The organism is Streptomyces sp. NPDC046821 (assembly GCF_040645335.1).
Taxonomy (GTDB): Bacteria; Actinomycetota; Actinomycetes; order Streptomycetales; family Streptomycetaceae; genus Streptomyces.
Map to the genome: position 1 here is coordinate 529,367 of NZ_JBEYYB010000001.1, position 22,335 is coordinate 551,701.

Here is a 22,335-nt window from a genome sequence, read left to right on the forward strand (position 1 = left end):
TCACGGTAGGCCCGTACGCGGGACTCCGACCAACAACGGTTTCCGTTGCTCTGCATCGCCAAATCAGATGATCCGGGACATTGACATCGGCTTCGTCGGGAACCTGTGATGAGCGTCCGCCCACGCCTGAAGGAGCACCTCTCATGCAGGATCGCGTCACCATCGGGATGGTCCAGTGGCACGCCGTGCCCGGCGACCCCGCCACCAACCTCGAGACCGCGCTCGAACTGATCGCCGAGGCCGCCGGCCGGGGCGCCGACCTTGTGGTCCTGCCCGAGCTGTGGGCGAGCGGGTACGACGCCCCGCGGCTCGGCGCGATCGTGGCCGCGGCGGCCGAGCCGGTCCCCGGGCCGCGCAGCGACCGGCTCGCGGAGGCCGCGCGCACGCACGGGATCTGGCTGTTCGCGGGATCGGTCCCGGAGCGGGCCGACGGGGCTACGTACAACACCACGGTGGTGTACGACCCGGACGGCGTCGTGATCGGCCGCCACCGCAAGGCCCATCTCTACCGTCCGACCGCCGAGGACGCCGTCTTCGCCGCCGGTGACGAGGCCTCCGTCGTCGACACGGATCGCTTCGGCCGGATCGGCATGGCGACCTGCTTCGACGGTGACCACGCCGGCTACGCGCGGGCGCTGCGTGAGCGCGGCGCCCGCGTCGTCGTGATGCCGGCCGCGTACGAGGCGGGCGCGGAGCGCTGGTGGGACCTGCTCCATCCGGCCAACGCACTCGCCAACGGCCAGTGGTGGATCACCGTCAACCAGGCCGGCGGCAAGGGCGACGCCGCCATGTTCGGCCGCAGCAGGGTGATCGCACCGGACGGCACCGTGGTCTGCGAGGCACCCCGCCACGACGCGGGCGGGCCGAACGTGGTGACCTGCACGGTCGACCTGGCCGCCGGGATCGCGGACGCCGACGCGCATGGCTCCGCCCTCTGGACGGATTCGCGTCCTGAGCTTTACTGAACAGACCACTGCATAAGGCGAGTTGGGCTACGAAAGGACCTCCCAGCCGACCCCCACTTCGGGCGACGATCGGAACAATCGGTGAAACAGTAGTAGATTCCGTGAAGGCGACATTGAACGCGACATCGCCTACACGGGGCCTCTTGCGGCAGCCCGACTCTTCACTCATCGACAGCCGGCGAAAGGCCGCCCATGAAAAGAACGTTCACCTTACTGACCGCGCTGTTCGTCACAGGACTGTCGCTGACGCCGGCGCAGGCCGCAGTCAAGAAGGCCAAGCCCCCGCTCAGCTGCGAGTCCCGGACGTTCACCTCCACCCCCGGCGCGCGCTTCAACAACCCGGAGGACCCGGACGCCCAGATGGAGGTCATGGGCCCGATCATCGACTCGATCAACAGCGCCGGCTGCGGACAGACCATCCGCGTCGCCATGTACTCGATGAGCAGCGCACAGCCGGGCCCGGACTTCGCCAACGCCCTGATCGCCGCGCACCAGCGCGGTGTCATCGTCAAGGCGCTGATGGACGCTCACAGTGACAACGCTGTCTGGCAGTCGGTGGTCGACGAGCTGGGCAACGACCCGCAAGCCTCCAGCTTCGCCGCGCTGTGCCCGGGCGCCTGCCTGACACACTTCAGCGGCTCGGCCCTGCACGCGAAGTACTACATGTTCAGCGGCGGGGCCGACGCGAACAGGACGGTGACCGTCAGCAGCGCCAACCCCACCAACGCTCAGGCCAGCACGGCTTGGAACAGCAGCGCCACCGTCAAGGGCAATGTGGACCTGTACAACTCGTACGTCCGCTACTTCACCGCCATGTCGATGGGGGCGGTGAACGGCCCGGGCCCGCTGGCGCCCGACTACTACAACTCCACGAGCGCCACGGCGGCCAGGAAACTGTCCCCGCCCTCCTACCAGTGGCCCAAGGCGCGCTCCAAGAGCGACACCTGGGTCGACTTCCTGAACAACATCAAGGCGCCGGCCACGATCAACATCGCCATGTTCCAGTGGACCTCTCACGGAGCGCCGGGCGACAAGAACTACCTGGAGCTGCCGAAGAAGCTGGTGAGCCTGGCACAGACGGGCGTCAAGATCCACATTCTCTTCACTGCCGGCCAGGTCGACGACAGCGTGCAGAGCTACCTGAAGAACCGGCCGAACATCGACGTGCACGACACGACCCACGGCACCGACGCGAACGGCAACGCCCGGCACTACACACACGACAAGTACATGATGGTCAGCGGCAGTTACGCGGGTGTGGCCAACTCCAGGATCGTGTTCGTCGGCTCCTCGAACTGGACGAGCAACGGCATCTGGCACAACGACGAGTCGGACCTGAAGCTCGTCGGCCGACCCAGCTACGACACGTTCATGACGGACTGGCAGAACCAGTACGACGCCTGCTGCGGGACGCCGACGCAAGAGCTGACCGCCGAGAAGCGCGCCGGGAACATGACACGGGAGATCCCGATCGATCCGCGGCAGGTGGAGGAGTAGGCACTCCCACCGCGGCCGCCGGGTGCCCTTCTTCGCGTCGGAGGGTGCGGCGGGCCGCGGTCGGCGGCCGGGCCGCCCAACTGTCCGCGAACCTTCCGGGACTTGTCCGCGATCGGTAACGGCCGCATCCATGGGCCGCCCCCTCTCGTCCTGCCCAGTGATCGCTGAGGCACGGTGCAGAGGGGGCGGACAAGGCGCGGCGGAGCAATGCGCGGGGATGGAACAGCAAGTTGGTCGGGGTCGCGCTCGGGGTGACGTTGCTCGCCACCGGCGCGTCGGTGTGGACCGCTCAGGCCGGTACCGCGAACGACGCGTCACCGGGGGCGTCAGCCCCGGCCGCACCGGGCGTGAAGCCGACCGAGGTGACCATCGCCCACTCCTCGGACGCGGGGGCACACGGCATCAACCTCACCATCGACGACGGCCCGGACCCCACGTGGACCCCTCAAGTCCTCGACGTGCTGCGGGAGTACGGGGTGAAGGCCACGTTCTGCATGGTCGGCCCGCAGGCCCAGGCGCACCCGGACATCGTGAAGAAGATCGTCGCCGCCGGACACCGGCTGTGCGACCACTCCGTCTCGCACGACACCGCCATGGACAAGAAGTCCGAGGCCTACCAGTCCCGGCAGATCCTCGCCGCCGAACGCATGATCACCAAGGCCTCCGGCGGCGTACGGCCGATGTACTACCGGGCACCCGGCGGAGCCTTCACCCCCTACAGCCGCAAGCTCGCCGCTTCCCGGGGTATGCGCCCGCTGGGCTGGAACGTGGACAGCAAGGACTTCGAGCGCCCGGGCACGGACACCATCGTCGCCACCGTCGAACGGGAACTCCCCAACGGCCCCACCCTCCTCTTCCACGACGCGGGCGGCGACCGCACCCAGACCGTCGAGGCCCTGCGCCGCCTCCTCCCCCAGCTCAAGGAACAGGGCTACACGTTCGGCTTCCCGGTGCGATGAGCCTCGCCCCTTGCCATGACACTACGGGGCGGCTTCTGGCACGCCATGGAAAAGCCCTGTGTCTTAAGGGAGTTGGCGCTACTGTCGTATGGATTCGAGGCCGAGGGGGCGGTGCGGAATGCTCGACGAGGTGCTGTTGGGGTTGGTTTCGTCCGGGGGAGCCGCGGTGGTGTCCGCGGCCGGTACAGACGCATGGGCCAAGACGCGCGACGCAGTAGCCCGCTTGCTCGGCTGGCGAGACCCGGAGCGCGAGGAGGCGGAACGGGTAGCGCTGAACCAGACAGCAATCATTTTGCAGACCGACTCAGCCAATTTCGCGGAACGGGAGCGTCTGCAGACCGAGTGGCAGGAGCGCATCAGGACGGCGCTCCGGGAACTGGAAGGGGCGGATCGCGACGAGGCTGCCGCGCCTTTGCTGGCATTGCTCACGCCACCCACACCCCAGCCCGTTGCCCCCATGTCCACCGGCAACGTCACCTCAGGCAACGGCGGGATCTCCATCGGCATCGTCCAGGGAGAACAGGTCACCTTCAACACCCCTCAGCAGCCGGATCCGTCTCAGGGCTGAACGGACCGGCTGACTCAAGCCCATCACCTGCCGGCGCGGTCCCGGGCCCGTACGCGAGGGCGGCAACGGACGAAGGCCAACCTCGATTTGAGGTCGGAACCGTCGCCTACGGCGGCCAGGTGACCTACAACATCCTGCCGGGCAACGCTCATGTGATGCGACCGCCCGACGTGACGGTTCCCTTGGCCGTGCCACAGCGCAGGGTCGCGCACCGGCTTCGCGGACGCGACAGATTGCTGGCCCGACTGACCAGCGCACTCACTGACCGTGCCGCCGGTGATCCCGACGTACCGGGAGTGTGGCTGCTGTCGGGGATGGGCGGGTGCGGCAAGACATCGGTTTCCTTGGAGGTGGCCCACCGGCTCGCGAGTGCCTCGACGCAGGTGTGGTGGGTGTCAGGCGTTGATGGCGAAGTCCTGTCGTCGGCTCTTCGGTCCGTGGCGTTCGCCTCGGGCGCCCAACCTGCCGACTTCGCAATGGCGCATCCGGCGGACGTGCTGTGGAAGCACCTCAACGGCCTCACCGCGCCGTGGTTGTTGGTCCTGGACAACATTGACGATCCCGCGGTGCTCGCGGCCGCTCCGTCCCGCGCGGCCGCGGGCATCGGCTGGCTGCGGCCGCCCGAGCACCACTGGGGAACGGTGCTCATCACCAGCCGCGAGACACGCCTTGAGCGGTGGGGGCACTGGGTCAACATGATCGGTGTGGACCTGCTGCCCACAGCAGACGGTGCTGACGTGCTGCTCGACCTGGCGCCGGGAGCCGGGAAGGTGCAGGACGCACGGAAACTCGCTGATGATCTCGCGGGCCTCCCTCTGGCTCTCGACCTCGCCGGCTCCTACCTCGCGCGTTCGCTGGAGGCCACTTGGCTGTCTCCGTCAACGCCGGTCACCTTCACCGCATATCGCCATGCCCTGGATTCTCGACTGGCGGATGTGACATCCGATCCGGATCCGGACCTGGGAGCGGACGAACGGGCCCGCCGTACGCTCCTGAGCACATGGGAACTCTCCCTCGACCTCTTGCACCGCCAAGGCGCCGACCTGGCGCGGGCGCTCCTTCGGCTGCTCTGCGCCTTCGGCCCGGCTCCGATTCCGTACCAAGAGCTCCTCGACCTGGGAGCACTCGCCCGGAGTGAGCTGTTCGCCAACCCGGCACAAGACCGCCTCGACACAACTCTCAAGGGGCTTGAGGGGCTGCGGCTGATCACTGTCGAAAGGCCTGACGTCGCCGTCCAGTCCGACGAGGGCCCGTCGAGATGGATCACCATCCATCCGCTCGTCCGCGCCGCCAGCCGCGCGCATCCGGAGTTCACCGCTCAGGCACCGCTGATGCTCGAACTCGTCACGGATCTTCTACACCGGAGCACGAGCCGTCTGGAGACGGACAACCCCGCGCACTCGCCGCTGTGGCGGGCTCTCGCTCCCCACTGCGCCGCGGCCCGCGTCCTGCTGGCCGACTACGAGGGCGGCGTTGCGACAGACGCCGGACTGGTCACGACGGTCACGGAGCCCGCAGTTCGCGCCGCGCAGTTCTACGCCTATGCGGGTCTGTACGGTGAGGCCGTCGCCGAACTCAGCCCCCTTGTCGACGTCAGGGCGCGGTACCTCGGCGCGGAGTATCCCTCCACGATCAGTGCACAACTGCACCTGGCCGCCGCGTTGCGCGAAAACGGTGATCTGATCGAATCCGACGAGCTTTACCGGGATGTGGTCAGGGCGGGCGATCGCGGCTTGTCGGATCAGCACCCGTACTTGCATTCGGCCAGGTCCGGCCGGGCACGTACGCTACTGGACCTGGGCCGGTACGGGGCGGCAGAGGCAGAGTTGCGCGCATCGTTGGCCTTGCGCCTGCGAGATCCACAGGCTGATCAGGGCGGCATCCTACGAGCCCGGCACGAGCTGGCGAGGCTCGCGCACTTTGGCGGTCGTCTTGAAGAGGCGGTCACCGAACTGCGTGACATCCACCGACGGACGCGCGATCTGTCAGGGGAAAGCCACCGGGACACCCTCGGCGCGAGACTCAGCCTCGTGCGGGCCTTGCGCGACGCCGGGTATGCCGAGGAAGCCCAGGATGCCGCCGAGGAAGTCGTGCGGGATTCCCTCCGGGTGATGCCACCCGATCACCCCGGCGTGCTCATCGCCCGCCACGAGCGGGCCCGGATCGTCCGGGACCACGAGTCTGACCTGGCGTCCCTCGAGCGGGCGAGGGACGAGTTCACCGACATCTGGCAGAGCGGCGAGCGCCAATTCGGGACCGACCACCCCGACACCATCGCCGCTCGGCATGAACTCGCGACCGTGTGGCACCTGCTCGGCCGCCCCGAAGTGGCTGAGACGCACTTCCAGGCTGCGTTCGAAGCCGGCAGGCGGCGGCTGGGCGAGCGGCACCCGAATGTAGCCGTCTGCGCGCGTCACCTGGCCATGGTGCGCGCCGAACTCGCCCAGCGAACCACGACCGGCAAGGACAGCTCCGACAGTCCCTGCGCCATCGAACCAAGGCAAGGAGACATCTCCATGGGAAACTCACCCGTCGCCGAGAATCCTCTGCCGTCCGGTGCTCCCGACCTATTTGATCTGTCCTTTGAGGAGGCTCTCTCGCCCGAGCCACACAATGCCTGGTCCTCCCCCTCCACGGCACGGCTGGTGGCCCGATTCATCCGGCCGCGCCAATGTCCCGTAGGGGGTGGAGACAGCGGCGGTAGCTACTCGGACGGCCATTCGGATTCATATTCGGGAACGGCATCCCAGTCGCCGTCGGCCAAGGGCAAGCGGCGTCGCCCCACCTACCGGCCACCGGCATCCGATGTCCCGCCGGTCACCAAACCCTACGGCCGCCGGCTGACACCCGATTCCGGAGACGGAGCAGACCTCTTCGAGCACGCGCCCGGCTCCCTCCTCCTCGGGGACGACACCCTGAGGGCCATCGCGACCGGCCAGGAGGACAGCGCGGCCATCGGAAAGCTGCGTGCGCAGCAGCGAACTGTTCGGGCGCTGGTCCTGGGTGAACTCCTACGCAAAGCTGACGCGTTGACAGCCGATCACGCCACGGCGCTGCCGATCGTCGGAGCGGTGCGGGACCTTCTTCTGGAAGCTCATCACACTGATCCCACGGCAGTGGCCACGGTCCTGCTCCACCCGGCCGTCGGCCGGTGGTTGAGCCGTGCGCTGCGCACCCTTTCCAGCTTTCCCAAGTCCTCTCACAGGCAGTCGCTCGCCTGGTCGGCAGACCTTCCCCACCTGCACTCCGTAGCCGCAGCGGCAGCCATCCGCGCAGGCATCGACTTCAGAGTCCCGATCCCGCTGCGCGATGGCATCGCCTTCCTGCCCACTCTCGGCGCCGCGCAACTGCACCCGACAGAATCCGCCACAGCGCTTGCCATTTCAGATGGCGAAGCCATCGTGATCAGCAACAAGGAAAGCAAGGTACGCCTGGCCGGCCCGACCGGTCGCTTCTCCAAGGGGTGGCTACCGGCGCACCGCGTGGGGGCATTCGGCACGTACCCCCAGTTCGACTTCATTCTCGACGACCTGGACCCCTACCGGATGGCGAACGGTCCTTTGCCGCCACAACGCCTCGACCAGTCCCAGGTCGAGCAATGGCGGCACCGAGTGGCCGGCGCGAGGAACATACTGACCCGCCTCGATCTGCGGCAGGCCGAGGCCCTGGCCACGGCAGTCACTGCCATTACTCCACGCCGCAAGGTCCCTGGCGGCCGGGTGTTCTCGATGTCGTCCAGCGAAGCCTTCGGTGGAGCAGTGATCAGCGCCGCGCCGCACGCCGCGGACCTGGCGGTCTCCCTGATCCACGAGTACCGGCACATGAAACTGAACGCCGTCCTGGACGCCTGCGACCTCTTCCAAGACGAGGGCGAGGAAGCCGAGGACACGTTGTACTACGCACCGTGGCGTGACGACCCCCGTCCCTTGCCCGGCTTCTTCCACGGCGTCTTTGCACACTTCGGAGTGGTCGAGTTCTGGCGTCGTCTGATCCGCACGACGCAAGACCCCAAGCTTCGGCGCCGAGCCGAATTCCAGTTCGTCCACTGGCGGACGCAAACCTCGGATGCCTACGTCGCCCTGCGGTCATCCCCTAAACTCACCCAAACCGGGCGGGAGTTCACAGCCCTGATGGGTGACAGCGCCACAGCCTGGACCGACCACGAGACCATTCCCGACAACGTGACGATGCTGGCCGCAGAAGCGGTCACAGCCCACCGCAGCCGATGGCGGATGCACTACCTGCGCCCCGAGGACGGATCCGTCGTCCAACTTGCTGACGCGTGGTCGTCCCACGCGCCGCGCTCACCCCGCCAACAGGTCGACAGCACCTTCCAGCGCAACCTACCGCCGCCCTCCCTCGACGGGTACACGGCGACACTGACTCAAGTAGCAGCCGATCCATCCCACTTCAGGAACCACGCCACAGGAACAGTCGACCCGTCCGACCGGGCCCGCCTTCTCGGTGACGTCGACAGGGCGCTTCACCTGGCCACGAGCCAAGTCACGCGGTGGCCGCACCAGGGCGACTCCTGGGTACGGCTCAGTCTCGCTCTGCAAAGGCTCCACGCCGAGCCCTCTCTCGACGCCTCTGGCACAGCAATTGCGGCGCAGGCGCTCACACACCGTCCAGAGGTCGTCCAGGCAGTACACGCTCATGTCACCGCCACCACGGGCACACCGCCGAACCCGGTGGCCCTGGCTTCGTGGATCGGCGTCCCTGACGGCGCCACGGATCTGCCCGCGCTACCCCTGTGAACGGGCCGGTGTCCCCCGACCCCGAGAGGTTGGAGGGACACCGGCTCAGTGGTTCAGTCGTTCAGTCGTTCAGGTGGTCCGGTTCGGGACCGGACTCATCACCTCACGTTGATCGACACGCTCGTGTTCCCGCCGGCGACGTTGGTGTCACCGGAGTAGGAGATGTCGACCTTGGTCACGCCGGGCTGGTCGAACGGGGTCAGCGTGAGCAGGGCGTGTCCGTTGACCACCGTTCCCGTACCGACGGTCACGCCGCCGACGGTCGCCACGACCTTGCCGGTGGGCTGCACGCCCTTGGCGGTCACCTGGACGTCCACCTGCGGCTTTGTCTCACCCGCGACGACCTTCTTGGTGACGACCTGCGCGTCGACCTTCGCCGCGTTCTTGTTCGACTTCTTGCAGTTCGGCAGGTCGACGTCGGCGACCTGGCCCATGTCGACCGTGACGGGGACGGTGTCGAGCACCGTACCGTCGGGCGAGGAGCAGGTCAGCGTCCATCTCTCCCGGATGAACTTGCCGGGACCGGTGGCGACCACACCGGCCGAGGTGTAGCCGGGCTGCGGCCGTACGGACGGGTTGACGTTCCACGTGAAGTGACCGCCGACCGGCACGGTCATCGTGGACTGGAGGTGCGTCGGCACCGCCTGCGGAGCGGACGTCGTACCGTCGATGTTCTTGATCGGCGAGGTCCACAGATCGAAGCTCTTGCTGATCTTCAGCACGTTGCCGGGCCGGGCGTCGCCGGTGATCTGGGAGTGTGCCGACGCCTTCGCGGTGTGGCGCAGCACGACCATGAAGCCCTCACGGTTCGAGTGGCCGTCGAAGACACCCGTGCCGTTGTAGTCGTCGATGACGCGGGCGTAGGTGTCCTTCGTGGTCGGCGTCATGATCTCGAAGGTGAAACCGAAGCCTCGACTCGCGTAGTAGGACCAGTCGTTGGCCTCACCCGTCGTCTCGTAGTCGTAGCCGGACTGCATTCCGGTGTACCCGTTCTTCGCCGTGATGGCGTCGGTGAGCGCCTTGTAGGCGGGCTCGTCGGGTGCGTCGCCCGCGGCCTTCTGGAAGGGCGCCCGCAGCACGGTGTGACCCGACGTGTGGTTGGTGATGAAGGTGGTCACCTGACGGCTCTTCACGATGTCCATGACGTTCTGGATCTCCGGCTCGGAGCCGGCGGCGGGACCGCGGTTCGTGAAGTCCGAGGCGATGTTGGCGCCCCAGCCGAACGGGTAGTTGCGGTTGACATCCACACCGTCGGCGATCGCGCAGTCGGGCGAAACGCCGCAGCCGGTACGGCGGTTGCGCATGAATCCGTCGACGTTGACGACCGGTACGAAGATGACCCGCACCTTGTGCAGCAGGTCGGTGATCTCCGGGTCGCCACTGTTGAAGTGGTTGATCAGGTCGTGGGCGAACTCGATGGTGTGCTCACCGGACGCCCACTCGTTGCCGTGGTGCATACCCATCATGAACATCACGGGCTTGCCGTCGTTGGCGGTGACGTCGTCGGTGACCTCGATGCCGAACACGCTCTTGCCCATCCGGGTCTTGTGCGGCAGCGTGATGTGCTTGACCAGGTTGGGATTCGCCGCGGCCAGGTCGACCATCTCGGCGTTGTAGTCGTTGATCGTGCGGAACGTCGTACGGCCACTGGGCATCGTCGACGTGTCCGCCGCGGCGACGGCCGTGTGGGCGGGCGACGCCTGCGCGGGCCCGGCCAACGCCGGGCCGAACCCGGCGGTCAGGCCGAGCGCAAGACCCACCGTCATGAAACGCTTGGCCAGCCTCCGGGCGGGGGGTGGGGCAAATGAAGACATGGTGGGACCTCCCGAGATGAACGCGCCGGCCTATCAGGGCCAACCCTGAATGCAGCCTTGCTGATTGAATGATCAGTCAGATTTCTCCTTCTTCTGCATACATGTCAAGAGTCGGGGCACGCGTTCGGAATCTTGACAACCCGGCCCCGGCGCCGGCTGCCCCACGCCCAACTACGGCCAGCCCGCCGCCGATCACCCGCTTCGCCTTCGCCGTGGACTTCGACGGTGTCGCCAACTGCGGGAGCCGATCCGGTTCTTCGCCTACGAGTCCGCCGGTGGCGCCACGCCGGACGGGCGCAACCTGATCCAGGAACTCGTCGACGGCGAACCCGCCACACCCCTGCCTGCGCAACATCTCCCAGCCGCATTCAACTTTCGGGGGCAAGAACTCGAACATGTGGCCAGCGATTTGAGTAGGAGCACTCCGTTACGGGCACTGGGAGCACCCCCGGAAAGCAGAAAAAGGCCGTTACGGAAACGGCCCTTCACCTGCGACGTTCGATACCTCGAACTGTCGGGACGACAGGATTGGGGGGCGCCGGCTTCTTCTCGGCTCTCAGAACTCCGCCGCAGCGGGCCCGGCGCTCATCCCGGTGGTCATGGAGCTGGGCAGTTGGTCAGGGGCTGGCGCGATGAATACTGACGGCGTAGCCACCGCCGTCGTAGGCGTCGGCGTCCCAGGTGGCGAAGCGGTCTACGAGGGCGAGGCCCGCCGCAGCGCAACTCGCGTCATACTCCGGCAGCGTGATGCTGGGCGGCACGGGCAGGAGGGCCGCGTCCAGGCCGAAGCCCGCGACCAGCAGCCCGCCCGGACGCAAAGCCCCGGCCAGGCGCTTGACCGCTGCGGCCTCGGTCCCGGCGGCCAGCAGCGGCAAGACATTGCCGGCTGCGAGGACCAGGTCGAAGTCCGCAGCGATGCCGAGCAGGGCCAGGTCGAACTGGGCGAGATCGGCCCGGAACCACGGCAACTGGGGTGCGTGAGTCCGCGCCACGTCCAGCATCGAGTCGTCGAGGTCGATCCCGACGCAGTCGTACCCCAGCTCCGCCAGCCGGATCGCGACCCGTCCGGTACCGCATCCGGCGTCAAGCACCCGCGCACCGGCCGGCACCAGGGCCGCACAGAAACGCGCCTCACCATGCATATCCTTGCCGGTGCGGGCCAGCGCAGCGAAGCGCGCGGCGTACTCGTGTCCGGACACGCCACCGGTCAGTTCCTGCCAACGACTCATGAGATCGACTCTAGGCCGCCCGGCGTGCCCTGCTCCGGCCCAGGGCCTGCCCCGAACCCGCCTCCCGAGCAGCGTGCCGAGACCCGTACCCTCCGCCGTGCCGCCGGGCTCGCCCAGAACCGCTCCTTCGCCGCCTCGTGCTGGGACCACCGCATCTCCCTGATGGCCGCCGGGACCGCCTCCTGACCGTCAAACCCCTCAACCTGGCCGGAGGAGTGAGGTCTCCGGCCAACGCCACCGCCCTACGCTGAAGCGCTCCCGTTCATCGTTCATGCCCGCGTGAACTCGGGCTGAGCCAGGTCCGCGACGCGTGTGGAGCGCCCGAGCAGGACCACTTCGCGGAACTGCCACAGCAGGGCGCCCGTCGGTGCGTGCACCAGCATGCCTCGGCGCAGTGGCATCTGCAGCAGGGTGCGGCCGTCGGGGTCGGTGTGCCAGCGCGGAATGTCGGGGTCGACGAGCCGACGCAGCGGGATGCGATGCAGCGAATGCACCTCACGCTCGTCGCGCGACGGAGTCACCGGCGGTTCGGGGATGACGACCACCGGAGTAATGACGAAACCGGAATCGGTGACGAAGTCGTCGAGTACGCCCGCGACTTCGGCCGGACCGGCCGAGATGCCCGCCTCCTCGGAGAGTTCGCGCAGTGCCGCCTGCACCGAGGTCTCCGTGCCGTCAAGCCGGCCGCCGGGCAGGGCCCACTGACCGGCGTTGCGGCCCTTGGCGACCCGCTTGATCATCAGTACGTGGGCCTCGCCGCGGTGTTCGAAGATCGTGAGGCACACACCTGCGCGCCGTGCGCCCTCCGGAACGACGGCCTCGCGCCGCTCGAATACCGCCAGATTGGTCCGCGCCCGGGTCGCGACCTCACTCATGTCGGTGAAGCCGGCGGCGTTCGGCGTGTGGTCCTGATGCCCAACTCTCTTGTCAGGAACGGTGGTTGTGGCCTGCTCAGACACTGGCAACGTCATGTGATCCGCCTGTCCGCACGAGGAGTTCGCGCTCGATGAAGTCCAGCAGAATGCCGCGCATCCGGTCGGCCATCACTTGTGGAGCCTAGGTCAGCACCTGGATGGCCGGCCCGGCTGTGAGTGCGGTGACGCTCAACGCGAGCCGCTCGGCGTCGGCATCGGCGCGGAACCGCCCCTGCCGTTGCCCTCGCCGGACGACGCGGACCACGGCTTCGCGCCACCGCGCGTAGAAGTCGTTGTGGATCGTGCGCAGCGTCCAAGAACATCGAACTAGCGGCGACTCTCCGCCTCCTCCTCCAGGGACCGCTTCGGCACCGTGACGTCTGCTCCCATGGGTGCCCAAAGGGTCGCCGCGGAGAGCAGGGTCACGGCCGCCGCGCACATGAGCATGGGTATGTTGCCGAGCCAGGCGGCCAGCACGCCGCCCGCAAGGGCTCCGACCGGCACCGTCGTGAGCAGCACCGCCTGCACGAGTCCCGCGACGCGGCCCTGCATTCCGTCAGGCGTCACCAGTTGCTGCGTGGTGGTCATGGAGATCATCCATACGGTGCCGGAGAGGCCGTAGCAGACCTGGTACGCGAGCAGCACGGGGAAGGCGAGGCCCAGCGACGCGGCCGGGATCAGGAACACGGCAGCGCCTGCCGCGAGTCCGAAGATCTGCGTGGCCCGCCACAGCCCCGAGGTCCTGGCGAAGCCTCCGGCGAGCAGGGCGCCCGCCAGGGTGGCCGCGCTGTAGGCCGCGTAGGTCGTGCCCAACTGCCAGGCGGGCAGGGCGAGATCGCGGGTCGCGTAGAAGACGTAGAGGGCGGCCGCGGCACCGCTGCCGAGGTTGAGTCCGGCGCCCGCCAGGACCATGCGGCGCAGCCGGCGCTCGGCGCGCACCACCGCGAGTCCCGTACGCAGCGAGCCGGCCAGGGACTTCGTACGGGCGGGCTCCCGCGAGCCTGTCAGCGCGTTCAGCGCGGCGGGCAGCGCGAACAGAAAGAGCGCCTCGATCGCATAGGCCGCACTGCCCGCCAGAAGCGCCGCGTCGGCCCCGAGGAGCCCGACCATGACACCGCCGAGCGCGGGCCCGCCGACCTGTCCGCTCGTACGGGCCGCGGTCAGCGCCGAGTTGGCGGCGAGGAGCCGGTCCGGTCCGACGACGCGCGGCAGCGCTGCCTGGAGCGCGACCGAGAGTGTGAAGGTCAGGGTGCCCGAGACGCCTGCGACCACGTACAGGTGCGCCAGGGTGACATGCCCCACCGCGCCGGCCAACGGGATCGAGCCGACGACCAGGGTCTGCAGGGCGGTCACCCACACGAGGAGGCGACGCAGCCTGATCCGGTCGACGATCGCTCCGGCCAGCGGGCTCAGCACGGCGCCGGGCAGATAGGTCAGCGCCAGCAGCGCGGCCGCCCCGAACGGCCCCGCGCCGAGGCCGGTCACGGCCAGCAGAGTCAGTGCGAGAGCGGTGATCTGCCGCCCGACGGAGCTGGCGACCTGCTCGCCGCACAGCAACACGAAGGGACGGTGGCGGCGCAGGGGGACCGTCCCGTCGGCCCGTGACGCGCCCAACCCTCAGATCCCCGTGCAGGGAACGGGCCAGCGGTGCAGCCGCGGCGCCAGGGCCACCGCCCAGCCGTCGGCGACGAGAGCGAGCCGCTCGGCCGCGAGCAGTTCTACGGCCTCCCGCTGCACGGCGTCGAGTTCACCGAGCGCCGTGGTCTCCTGGACCGTGGCGAAGGTGGCGAGCAGATCCGGGTGGTCGAGGGTGAATCTCGCCGAGGCGGGCCGCTCCCTGCGGTCCATGACGGTGATGAAGTCCGGGCCGCGGCGGTGGTAGAGCATGCCGGTGGGGAAGGCGGCGTACGAGGTGCGCCAGGCGCTCAACACACCTGGTTCGTCGGGCCGTTCGGCTGGGGGCGGAAGGTGGTGCAGCATCCGCACGTACTGGGCGTCATGCATGTCAAGCGCGTCGTCGCCTCGCGGCCGGTCTTCGTAGGCGATCTCCCAGTGTGTACGGAGCCGTTGGCTCTGGCACTCGCGCAGGAACTGGACCGCCACCGCCGTCTCGCGCCCTGCCCCGGCCAGGCGCAGCGGCACGTCCACGTGGACCCGTCGGCCGATCACGCGGTGGGGGACGGTCGCGGGAAGCCCGGTCATCCGGCCACCTCCTGACGGTCCGTGGATTGCGGAGCCGGGTCGGGGTCGATGCGGTCCGGTACGTCCCACGTGGGCAGGGACACGTACGTCCGCCCGTCGCGGAACACCAGCCCCGCCGCCTGAGCCTGCTGGATCCACCCGCTCAGCTCCTCGGCCGGGATGTCGTGCCCGTCGCCGGTCAGCAGCCGGTGCAGCGCGGGCTCCGTCCGCCCGTCCTCGAGGCGGCGCAACGCCCCCGCCTGCCAGCCGGTCAGCCGGTGGGTGCGGCGGGGCCAGCCGTGGCGCCGGTCGTGTACGAGCAGTACGTCCACGCCGTCCTCCGGCTCCGCTTCCTCCATCACCAGGCTCGATCCGTGATGTCCGTCGCGCCATGCCGCGACGGCCCGCTTGAGCCGGCTCTCGGTCTCTCCGCCGATGCCCGCGTCGTCCGTCGTGAACAGGTAGACGAGGTCAGCGAGTTCGGATTCGGGCAGCTCGTAGACATGCTGGTACATCTCGGCCGGGCGCCGCTTGCCGAAGCCGAACCCCGGGTCCGTGAAGTTCGGGCTGAACCGCTTCAGTTGGATGCGGTGGGCGCCGCCCGGGGGCTGCAGGTGGACGAGCGCGGGCAGCTGGTCGAGGACCGGGGCGTAGTCCTCGACGGTCTCGCCCGGGAAGCCGTACAGGTAGTTCCAGGTGACGGTCAGCGCGTGGTTCTCGCACTCACGGAGTGTGCGGACGTTGCGGGCGCCGCTGACGCCCTTGTCCATGAGGTCGAGGACCCGGTTGCTCAGGCTTTCGATGCCGGGCTGGATGAGCACGGCTCCGGCCCGCCCGAGGAGGGCGATCTGTTCACGGTTGAGGTTGGACTTGACCTCGTAGTGCATCCGCAGGTCCCAGCCGCTCTCGGCGGCGACGGGCAGGAAGTCCTTGAAGTACGCCATGTCGATGATGTTGTCGACGGTGACGACGTCGAGGATGCGGTGCCGTCGTACGAGGTGGTCGATCTCGCTCCACAGCTGCTCACCCGATTTGGCGCGGAACGCCATGGAGGAGCCGTTGAGCCCGCAGAACGTGCAGTGATGCTTCTCGCCCCACCAGCAGCCGCGTGCTCCCTCGACCACCAGCTTCGGGTAGACGTATTCGAGGACGGGGGATGCGTCGAGGGCTGCCTGCCACTGGTCGTAGTCGGGCGCGGGGATGTCGGAGGGCGCCACAGTGCGCCGGGACTCGGTGTTCGCCCGCGAGACCCTGCCGTCCGCCTGCCCTTCCCACCAGCACAGGCCCGGTACGTCGGCGGGTGGCGTGTCGGCGTCCAGGTGGCGCAGGAGCGCCGGGAAGGCGTACTCGCCCTCGCCGCGCACCACGTGGTCGACGAAGGGATGGTTGCGGTGCAGGGCGTGCCCCATCGGGCCGTCGCAGTTGCTGCCGCCGAAGACGACAGTGAGCCCTGGACGGCGGCGCTTGAGCTCCCTCGCCAGCGCGAGCGAGGGCACGTTCTGCATGAACGTGCTGGTGAACCCGACGACGTCCGGTTCCTGGGCGAGCACCTCCGTCGCACACTCGGCGATGAACTCGGTCGCGTGGACCCGCATGTCGGAGGCGGTGTCGATGCAGAGGCCGCGACGTGCGGCGTACTCCTTGAGCCGGGCGACGCCCCACTCCTCGTCCTCGTACAGCACGCCCGAGAAGACCCAGTCACCAAGGCCGTCGAAGATCGAATCGCTGCCGATCGCCTCGTAGTCACCGGGGCGCAGCCGCCCGCCGGACCGCTCGAGGAGGAACTCCGCCCAGCGCAGCGAGCCGTGGAACTCACGCACATCGTCGTCCGGGCGGACCTGCCGCAACAGCTGGTGCAGCAGGCCCACTTGGAGAGAGGGCAGATCGATCGGGTGCCACGGCATGGTCACCAGCTGTACGCGCACGCCACTCTCCCCCGTCACCTGCCCCTTGATATCCCGATCACGCTCACGCTCACGTTCACGCCCGGTCAGCGGGTCGGCGGGCGCTTCTCCATGACGGCGGGCTTGCGGTTCGTGCGCTCCTCTTCGCGGATCACTACCTTTTTGATCTGCACGACTCTCCCCTGGTCGACGTCCCCGAACTCACGTGCCACACAAGGCAGTTCACCTTAGAGGGCGTCACATTCGCCTCACAAGAACGCCGACGACGGAGCGGCGCCGGCCAGGGCTCGGCCGAAGGGGCACTGCGCCGGTTTCTCAAGGGCAAGGCCGGCGGGTTCAGCGCCGACCCGAACCAGACCGTCGCCGCCTACTCCGACGTGTGGCCGGCGGCGAAGGCTCTCGCGCTGAAGCCGACAACGATCGCCCGATACCGCGACTACGTCCGCAGCACACCAGGCCGTCGACACCATCGACCACGTACTCAGCGGCACCGAGCGCACTGGCCGCCGTCCGGGCCGGCCTGCATGGCTGCGACCACCACGCCCCCGGACGCACGAAAGGCCGTCCTCTCATGGATGAGAGAACCGCCTCCGACCTGCGATTCCGCATGGTCGGGACGACAGGATTTGAACCTGCGACCCCTTGACCCCCAGCGGTGCGGTCGCTCCCCGTCCAAGCTCTCGAAGGTCGTATGCCGCCCTCGCGGGACTTCGGACACCAATGGCACAGCAACTTGCGCAACTACCAACCTGGAGCGCGCAGTTCGAGGCTACTGACAGAATCCCGCTGCCGCTCCCGACCGTACGCACACGCCCAGGACCTCAATTCACCTCCCCAGCAACACAGTTGCCGACATCAACCAGCTCCCCCCGGGGCACGCTCACGTCCGCTGCGAGCCCTCAGCCACCGTCACGTCATCACGCTCTCGTAGGGGGCCTGGCGCTCAACCCGGTGGTCATGGAGCTGGACAGTGGTCAGGCGCTGGCGCGATGGACACTGACGGCGTAGCCACCGCCGTCGTAGGCGTCAGCGTCCCAGGTGGCGAAGCGGCCGACGAGGGCGAGGCCCACCGCAGCGCAACTCTCGTCGTACTCCGCCAGCGTGATGCCAGGCGGCACGGGCAGATGGGCGGCGTCCAGACCAAAGCCCGCGACCAGCAGCCCACCCGGACGCAAAACCCCGGCCAGGCGCTTGACCACCGCGACCTCGGTCCCGGCGGCCAGCAGCGGCAAGACATTGCCGGCAGCAAGGACCAGGTCGAAGTCCGCAGCAATGCCGAGCAGGGCCGGATCGAACTGGGCAAGATCGGCCCGAAACCACGGCAACTCCGGAGCGTGAGCCCGCGCCACGTCCAGCATCGAGTCGTCGAGGTCCAGTGCCTGCCCCACCCCCGGTCGCGCACAGCACCGCGAGTCAGCGACCTCGCGCTCCAGCTCCCGGCGCCCGATACGCGGTCGCTGGGCCATGCCGGGGACGCCTGGCAGGGGCATCCGATCGCCAGCGCGGTAACGCCGTCTCCTTGCTCCCGCCGTAGTCTCCCGCCGATCACAGCCATCCGGCACGAGGCTGCGGGTGGTTCGGCCACGCGACCACCTACTACGCTTGACTCATGAGCGGCATCGTCGTCGTGTACGAGCTCGACAAGGCGGTGGCCACGCGGTCCTCCCCGGGTGTACCGGATAGTGAGGAACGGCCCGTCCACAGGGTGCACGCAGCCCCCGCCACCCCTGGGGTGCCCGCCGCCACGGGACCACGGACCCTCTGCGGCAAGGACACCTTCGCCATGGCGACGGCCCACCGGAAGCCCACCGAGCGCCCTGGCGAGCCCTGGTACCCCGCGGAGTACGCATCTGTGGTCTGCCCCGACTGCAATGCCGTGATCGAGACCTGACCGGCATACCGACTGCCTGACGTCGCTGCACCGCCGTTCCTAGTTTTTCCTGTCGATCGCGCCCTGCTCTGGAACGAAGCCCACCTGCGGCGAGCGCTCCGCGAGTACGAGCAGCACTACAACCATCACCGCACCCACTGCACACTGCAGGCTGCCGCACCTCTCCACCCTGTCCCCGAACCGCTGGAACCAGTGCAGATCGAGCGTCTTGACATACGGCAACGCGACCGTCTCGGCGGCGTGCTCCACGAGTACCGACACGCTTCCTGACCTGCAAGGACGTAATTATCGGCACGCACACGGGCGGCGCACCGTCAGCCCCCGACGACGATCACCCCGCGCCCGCGCTCGAACCTGGCCTTCTTCCCGTCCGTCGTGACCGAGCGCGCCCACGGTGCGGCGATCTCCAGTGCGGTGCCGGCAGCGAGCCCTGACACCGCGACCGTGGACTGCGGCCGGTCCAATTCGACCGCGACGAGACCGAGTTCGGCGCTGGCACCCAGCAGCAACTCTCCCCCGTAGCGCAGGGTTGTGCCTCCCGCGATGAGCAGCCGCTGCCTGGCGCCCGATTCCTGGGCGTAGGCGACCCGAGCATCCGAGACGTAGTCGCCGAAGGCACGTTCGGTGCCGGATGCGTCCGCGTGCAGATACCAGCCGGACTCGCGCCCGGTGTCGACACGCAGTGCGGATGCTCCGGTCGCGGTGGCGAGCTTCTGGATGCGCGCGCCCTCCCTGGAGCCCTCGGGCAGCGGCATGAGCAGCGTGTCGAGCCGGGCCGCGCCTGTGGCCTGCAGTGTGTACGAGAGGTACTTCGCGTCCGAGATCGTGTAGAACGCCGACGAGTAGTAGCCGTCGGCCAGTGTTCCCGTGAGCGGCGCAGGATCGACGGGCACTACCTGGATGTTCCCGCCGTTGGGGAACGCGGTACTCGCCCTCAACGTATCGGCGCTCAGGGAGAGTTCGGCATCCGGAAGGAAGTGCCAGGTCTGCTCGTAGGAGTGCTCGGTGGTGTCCGAAGGGGTGAGTACGTCTGACACCAGCCAGAAGCGGCCCCGCACGAACAGTACCGAGCGGTGGTGGCGGGCCGCCGCAGATGCATCCGTCCAGCCCTCCGCCAGGTCGAACCAGGCTGTTGACGACTGGTCCAGCGCGCCGGCCGCATCGAGCACTTGGGCCTTGCCGTCCACGGTGACCGTGTTACGGGACTGCGAAGTCGTCCGCAGCCAGTTCGATTTGGCGTCGTCGCTGTAGGAGAACGCGCCCATCGCGGGCAGCAGCGGTCTGCCGTACCCGGCGACCGTCACATCGAGGTCGTCACGCACCGAGTGGGGGCCTTTGTCGGCGCTGAACCGCAGATAGAGGTCGTCGGCCGCCCAGCCGGTACGCTGCACGGCGGTGCGGGTGACCGGGTACACGGCCGAGGTGTGGCCGGGCCGCGTCCCCGCGGACCCCTGTGTGGCAACGTACCGCAGCTTCTCGTCGCTCAGCAGGCCGGAGAGTTCGAGGAACCGGGGCGCCCAGTTGGCGGTGCCACCGTCCCCGTACGACGGGTCGTACACCGTCGGATAAGCCTGGTCGGCGAGGAACCACGACAGTGTGCTCAAGCCGTCGGATGCTGTGAAGGTGCGGCCGTTGGCCTTCAGTACAGAGGCCACCGTGCTGAAAGTCGTCGCCACGCCCATTGCATAGCCCGAACTCGCTTCCATATAGCCGCCGTCGGAGTTCAGCGACGACGCGAGACGCTCCCCGAGATAGCTCTGCGCCTCGGTCACCCGTGTCTCGCTCCCTGCGAACTCCGGGAAGTACAGGGCGAGATAGAGCGCCGCGCTGCGGATGGAGATCATCCAGTTGGGGTTGGAGTTGGTGGTCGACGACAGAAAGACGCCGCCCGCCGCGAATGCCCGCAGGAGAGTGCTGTTGATCTCGGAGGTGAGGGAGCTCGATGTGCGGAGCACGTCGTAGGCGTAGGTCCAGTTGAGGAAACGCCACGATGCGTCGAGGTTACGGGGGAAGCCGGCCGCGCCGTCGGTGTAGCCGCCCTCGGCGTCCTGGACGAAGTCCGTCATCAGCGCGAGGAGCCCGGCGGCGATCCGCTCGTCCTTGCCTGCCTTGTACGCATCGGCCGTCGGCCCCGCGAAGTAGAAGCGCGGTAGCTGGTAACCGTATTCGGGATCGGACCCCTTGGGCCCTTTCCAGTCGAAACCGCCCGGGTCACCCTGCCAGGAGAAGGTGTTCTGGACAGTGGTGTTCCAGGTGCGGGTCGTCTCGTCGAAGGTCTCCTTCTCCTGGAAGAGGATGACGTCCTTCTCCCCGGAGCTGCTCACACCGGTCAGCTTCAGGACAGCGGCCTTGGGCGGTGCCGCCAGCGAGGACAGGTCGAAGGTGAGATACGCCTTGCGGGTCTCCGGCCCGTAGGCGCCCGCCCCCTCGTCCCGCACCAGCAGTGTGCTGTCCTTGCCGTGCACCGTCGATGGTGTGCTGCAGGCGATGTATGTGTCCTGCACCGGGGCCAGATCGCTGGTCGTGCCGTCCGCCAAGGTCACCGCAAGGACTGGGCCGCCGCTCGCCGCCTGCCTGCTGCGGAAGGTCGCCGTGGACGCCTCCTTGTGACGGGCCATCAGCATGAATCCGATCCAGCCGGCCCGGTAGGCGCTTGCGGCGTTGACCGAGACGTCCGCGGTGATCTGCGCCTCTACCGCGGGGACGGTGAGAACCGAGTGGTAGATCTCGCCGGTGCCAAGCGTCCATATGTGGTCGAGGAAGAGATCCTCCTGGCCCGCCGTATAGACGTTGTTCTGCACCCAGGGCGGCGGAGTGCGCCCCTCGCGAGTACGGAAGTAGGCGAGCAGCGAAGCCGAAGCAGCCTGGTAGTCCCCGGACTTGGCGGCCTGCTCCACCTTCGCCAGGCCGGCGAACCCCGCATAGTCGAGCACTGGCGCCTTCGTCCAGGCCGCGGCGCTCGTGTCCCACACCCCGAAGAAGGCGTCCTCGGCGGTGACCGGCGCGGCGACGGCGGGGGCCGCAGCGAACAGCCCGCCCGCCGAGGCAGCGAGGGTGACGGCAACGGCTGCACGCAGCACGGTTCTGCGATCGATGTCCATGGGGATCCGTTCAACGGAGGGACGGCCGGGCAGACAGGAGGACTGCAAGCGCTTTCTACCAGCGGGCCCACCCGGGCAGCAATGGTTGAGACCACTTGACTTTTCCGGCCCCGCCTCGCCCTGGCGCAGGTACGACGTGTCGCGGTTGAGCCACGTTAGGGAGTACGGCCTTTCTCTGAAGACCTGCCTCTCGCTGCGCGTTACCGCCGCTGCGGTGACGGCGTGCCCGCCGCTGGCGCTGCTATCGGCCGTCGAGCCGCTCAGCGCGTACAACCCTGTGAGGCTCAAAACACGAATCGTCGTCCCGCTTTGAAGCCCCTCGCCGCAAAGAACCAGGAGTACAGGACCCTGAGCAGCGGCTCTGCCGAGTCTGGGATCATGTTTCGTAATCCTCTCCACGGTGTACGCCTTCACCCGCCACCTGCTGTCGCTGCCCGCGTTGCTGCTGCGGCGTGACGTCACGAAGGACGCGGAGTTACTGGTGCTTCGCCACGACAACGCGGTCCTGCGCCAAGATGTCCCACGCCGACGCTACGAACCAGCCGATCTCCCGCG

The 22,335-nt window shown here is 68.3% G+C and carries 17 protein-coding genes; 6 read left to right on the forward strand and 11 right to left on the reverse strand.

The window, feature by feature from the left end; all coding sequences use genetic code 11:
• The first annotated feature begins 143 nt into the window (after window positions 1-143).
• The 5 genes from ABZ893_RS02510 (at window position 144) to ABZ893_RS02530 (ending at window position 8,746) form a co-directional block, all read left to right on the forward strand.
• Window positions 144-965, forward strand: coding sequence for a carbon-nitrogen hydrolase family protein (locus ABZ893_RS02510; protein ID WP_361395476.1), 822 nt, complete (start codon window positions 144-146; stop codon window positions 963-965).
• 192 nt (window positions 966-1,157) lie between these two features.
• On the forward strand, window positions 1,158-2,462 hold the full coding sequence (locus ABZ893_RS02515) for a phospholipase D-like domain-containing protein (protein ID WP_361395478.1): 1,305 nt from the start codon (window positions 1,158-1,160) through the stop codon (window positions 2,460-2,462).
• Between the two features lie 164 nt (window positions 2,463-2,626).
• Window positions 2,627-3,421, forward strand: coding sequence for a polysaccharide deacetylase family protein (locus tag ABZ893_RS02520; protein ID WP_361396082.1), 795 nt, complete (start codon window positions 2,627-2,629; stop codon window positions 3,419-3,421).
• Window positions 3,422-3,539: 118 nt separating this feature from the next.
• On the forward strand, window positions 3,540-3,989 hold the full coding sequence (locus ABZ893_RS02525) for a hypothetical protein (protein ID WP_361395481.1): 450 nt from the start codon (window positions 3,540-3,542) through the stop codon (window positions 3,987-3,989).
• A 119-nt stretch (window positions 3,990-4,108) separates the two neighbouring features.
• Window positions 4,109-8,746: an HEXXH motif-containing putative peptide modification protein gene (locus ABZ893_RS02530; protein ID WP_361395483.1), complete on the forward strand. Its 4,638-nt coding sequence runs from the start codon at window positions 4,109-4,111 to the stop codon at window positions 8,744-8,746.
• A 98-nt stretch (window positions 8,747-8,844) separates the two neighbouring features.
• Here ABZ893_RS02530 and ABZ893_RS02535 read toward each other — a convergent pair whose 3' ends face one another.
• The 9 genes from ABZ893_RS02535 to ABZ893_RS02575 form a co-directional block, all read right to left on the reverse strand.
• Window positions 8,845-10,512: a M14 family zinc carboxypeptidase gene (locus ABZ893_RS02535; RefSeq protein ID WP_361395486.1), complete on the reverse strand. Its 1,668-nt coding sequence runs from the start codon at window positions 10,510-10,512 to the stop codon at window positions 8,845-8,847.
• Window positions 10,513-11,177: 665 nt separating this feature from the next.
• Window positions 11,178-11,789, reverse strand: a complete 612-nt coding sequence (locus ABZ893_RS02540; protein ID WP_361395489.1) for a methyltransferase domain-containing protein — start codon at window positions 11,787-11,789, stop codon at window positions 11,178-11,180.
• A gap of 269 nt (window positions 11,790-12,058) precedes the next feature.
• A complete protein-coding gene (locus tag ABZ893_RS02545; protein WP_361395492.1) occupies window positions 12,059-12,664 on the reverse strand; it encodes a CoA pyrophosphatase in 606 nt (201 codons plus the stop codon).
• Between the two features lie 181 nt (window positions 12,665-12,845).
• Complete coding sequence (locus tag ABZ893_RS02550) at window positions 12,846-13,142, reverse strand: TetR family transcriptional regulator C-terminal domain-containing protein (RefSeq protein ID WP_361395495.1); 297 nt, start codon at window positions 13,140-13,142, stop codon at window positions 12,846-12,848.
• The gene (locus ABZ893_RS02555; protein WP_361395498.1) at window positions 13,031-14,317 is read right to left on the reverse strand and encodes an MFS transporter; all 1,287 of its coding nucleotides are present in this window, start codon (window positions 14,315-14,317) and stop codon (window positions 13,031-13,033) included. The genes ABZ893_RS02550 and ABZ893_RS02555 overlap by 112 nt, the downstream gene beginning before the upstream one ends.
• A 3-nt stretch (window positions 14,318-14,320) precedes the next feature.
• Window positions 14,321-14,905, reverse strand: coding sequence for a DUF5825 family protein (locus tag ABZ893_RS02560; protein ID WP_361395500.1), 585 nt, complete (start codon window positions 14,903-14,905; stop codon window positions 14,321-14,323).
• On the reverse strand, window positions 14,902-16,809 hold the full coding sequence (locus tag ABZ893_RS02565) for a RiPP maturation radical SAM C-methyltransferase (RefSeq protein ID WP_361395502.1): 1,908 nt from the start codon (window positions 16,807-16,809) through the stop codon (window positions 14,902-14,904). The genes ABZ893_RS02560 and ABZ893_RS02565 overlap by 4 nt, the downstream gene beginning before the upstream one ends.
• 65 nt (window positions 16,810-16,874) lie before the next feature.
• A complete protein-coding gene (locus tag ABZ893_RS02570; protein ID WP_361395505.1) occupies window positions 16,875-17,000 on the reverse strand; it encodes a hypothetical protein in 126 nt (41 codons plus the stop codon).
• Window positions 17,001-17,762: 762 nt separating this feature from the next.
• Window positions 17,763-18,254 (reverse strand): class I SAM-dependent methyltransferase, encoded by a 492-nt coding sequence (locus tag ABZ893_RS02575; RefSeq protein WP_361395508.1) that lies wholly within the window; start codon window positions 18,252-18,254, stop codon window positions 17,763-17,765.
• 143 nt (window positions 18,255-18,397) lie between these two features.
• On the opposite strand from ABZ893_RS02575, the gene ABZ893_RS02580 reads away from it, so the two are divergent.
• Window positions 18,398-18,679, forward strand: a complete 282-nt coding sequence (locus ABZ893_RS02580; protein ID WP_361395510.1) for a hypothetical protein — start codon at window positions 18,398-18,400, stop codon at window positions 18,677-18,679.
• A gap of 39 nt (window positions 18,680-18,718) precedes the next feature.
• Here ABZ893_RS02580 and ABZ893_RS02585 read toward each other — a convergent pair whose 3' ends face one another.
• Together ABZ893_RS02585 and ABZ893_RS02590 are read right to left on the reverse strand one after the other, a co-directional pair.
• Window positions 18,719-18,940: a hypothetical protein gene (locus ABZ893_RS02585; RefSeq protein ID WP_361395513.1), complete on the reverse strand. Its 222-nt coding sequence runs from the start codon at window positions 18,938-18,940 to the stop codon at window positions 18,719-18,721.
• 53 nt (window positions 18,941-18,993) lie between these two features.
• Window positions 18,994-21,780 (reverse strand): heparinase II/III family protein, encoded by a 2,787-nt coding sequence (locus tag ABZ893_RS02590; protein ID WP_361395516.1) that lies wholly within the window; start codon window positions 21,778-21,780, stop codon window positions 18,994-18,996.
• Window positions 21,781-22,335: the final 555 nt, after the last annotated feature.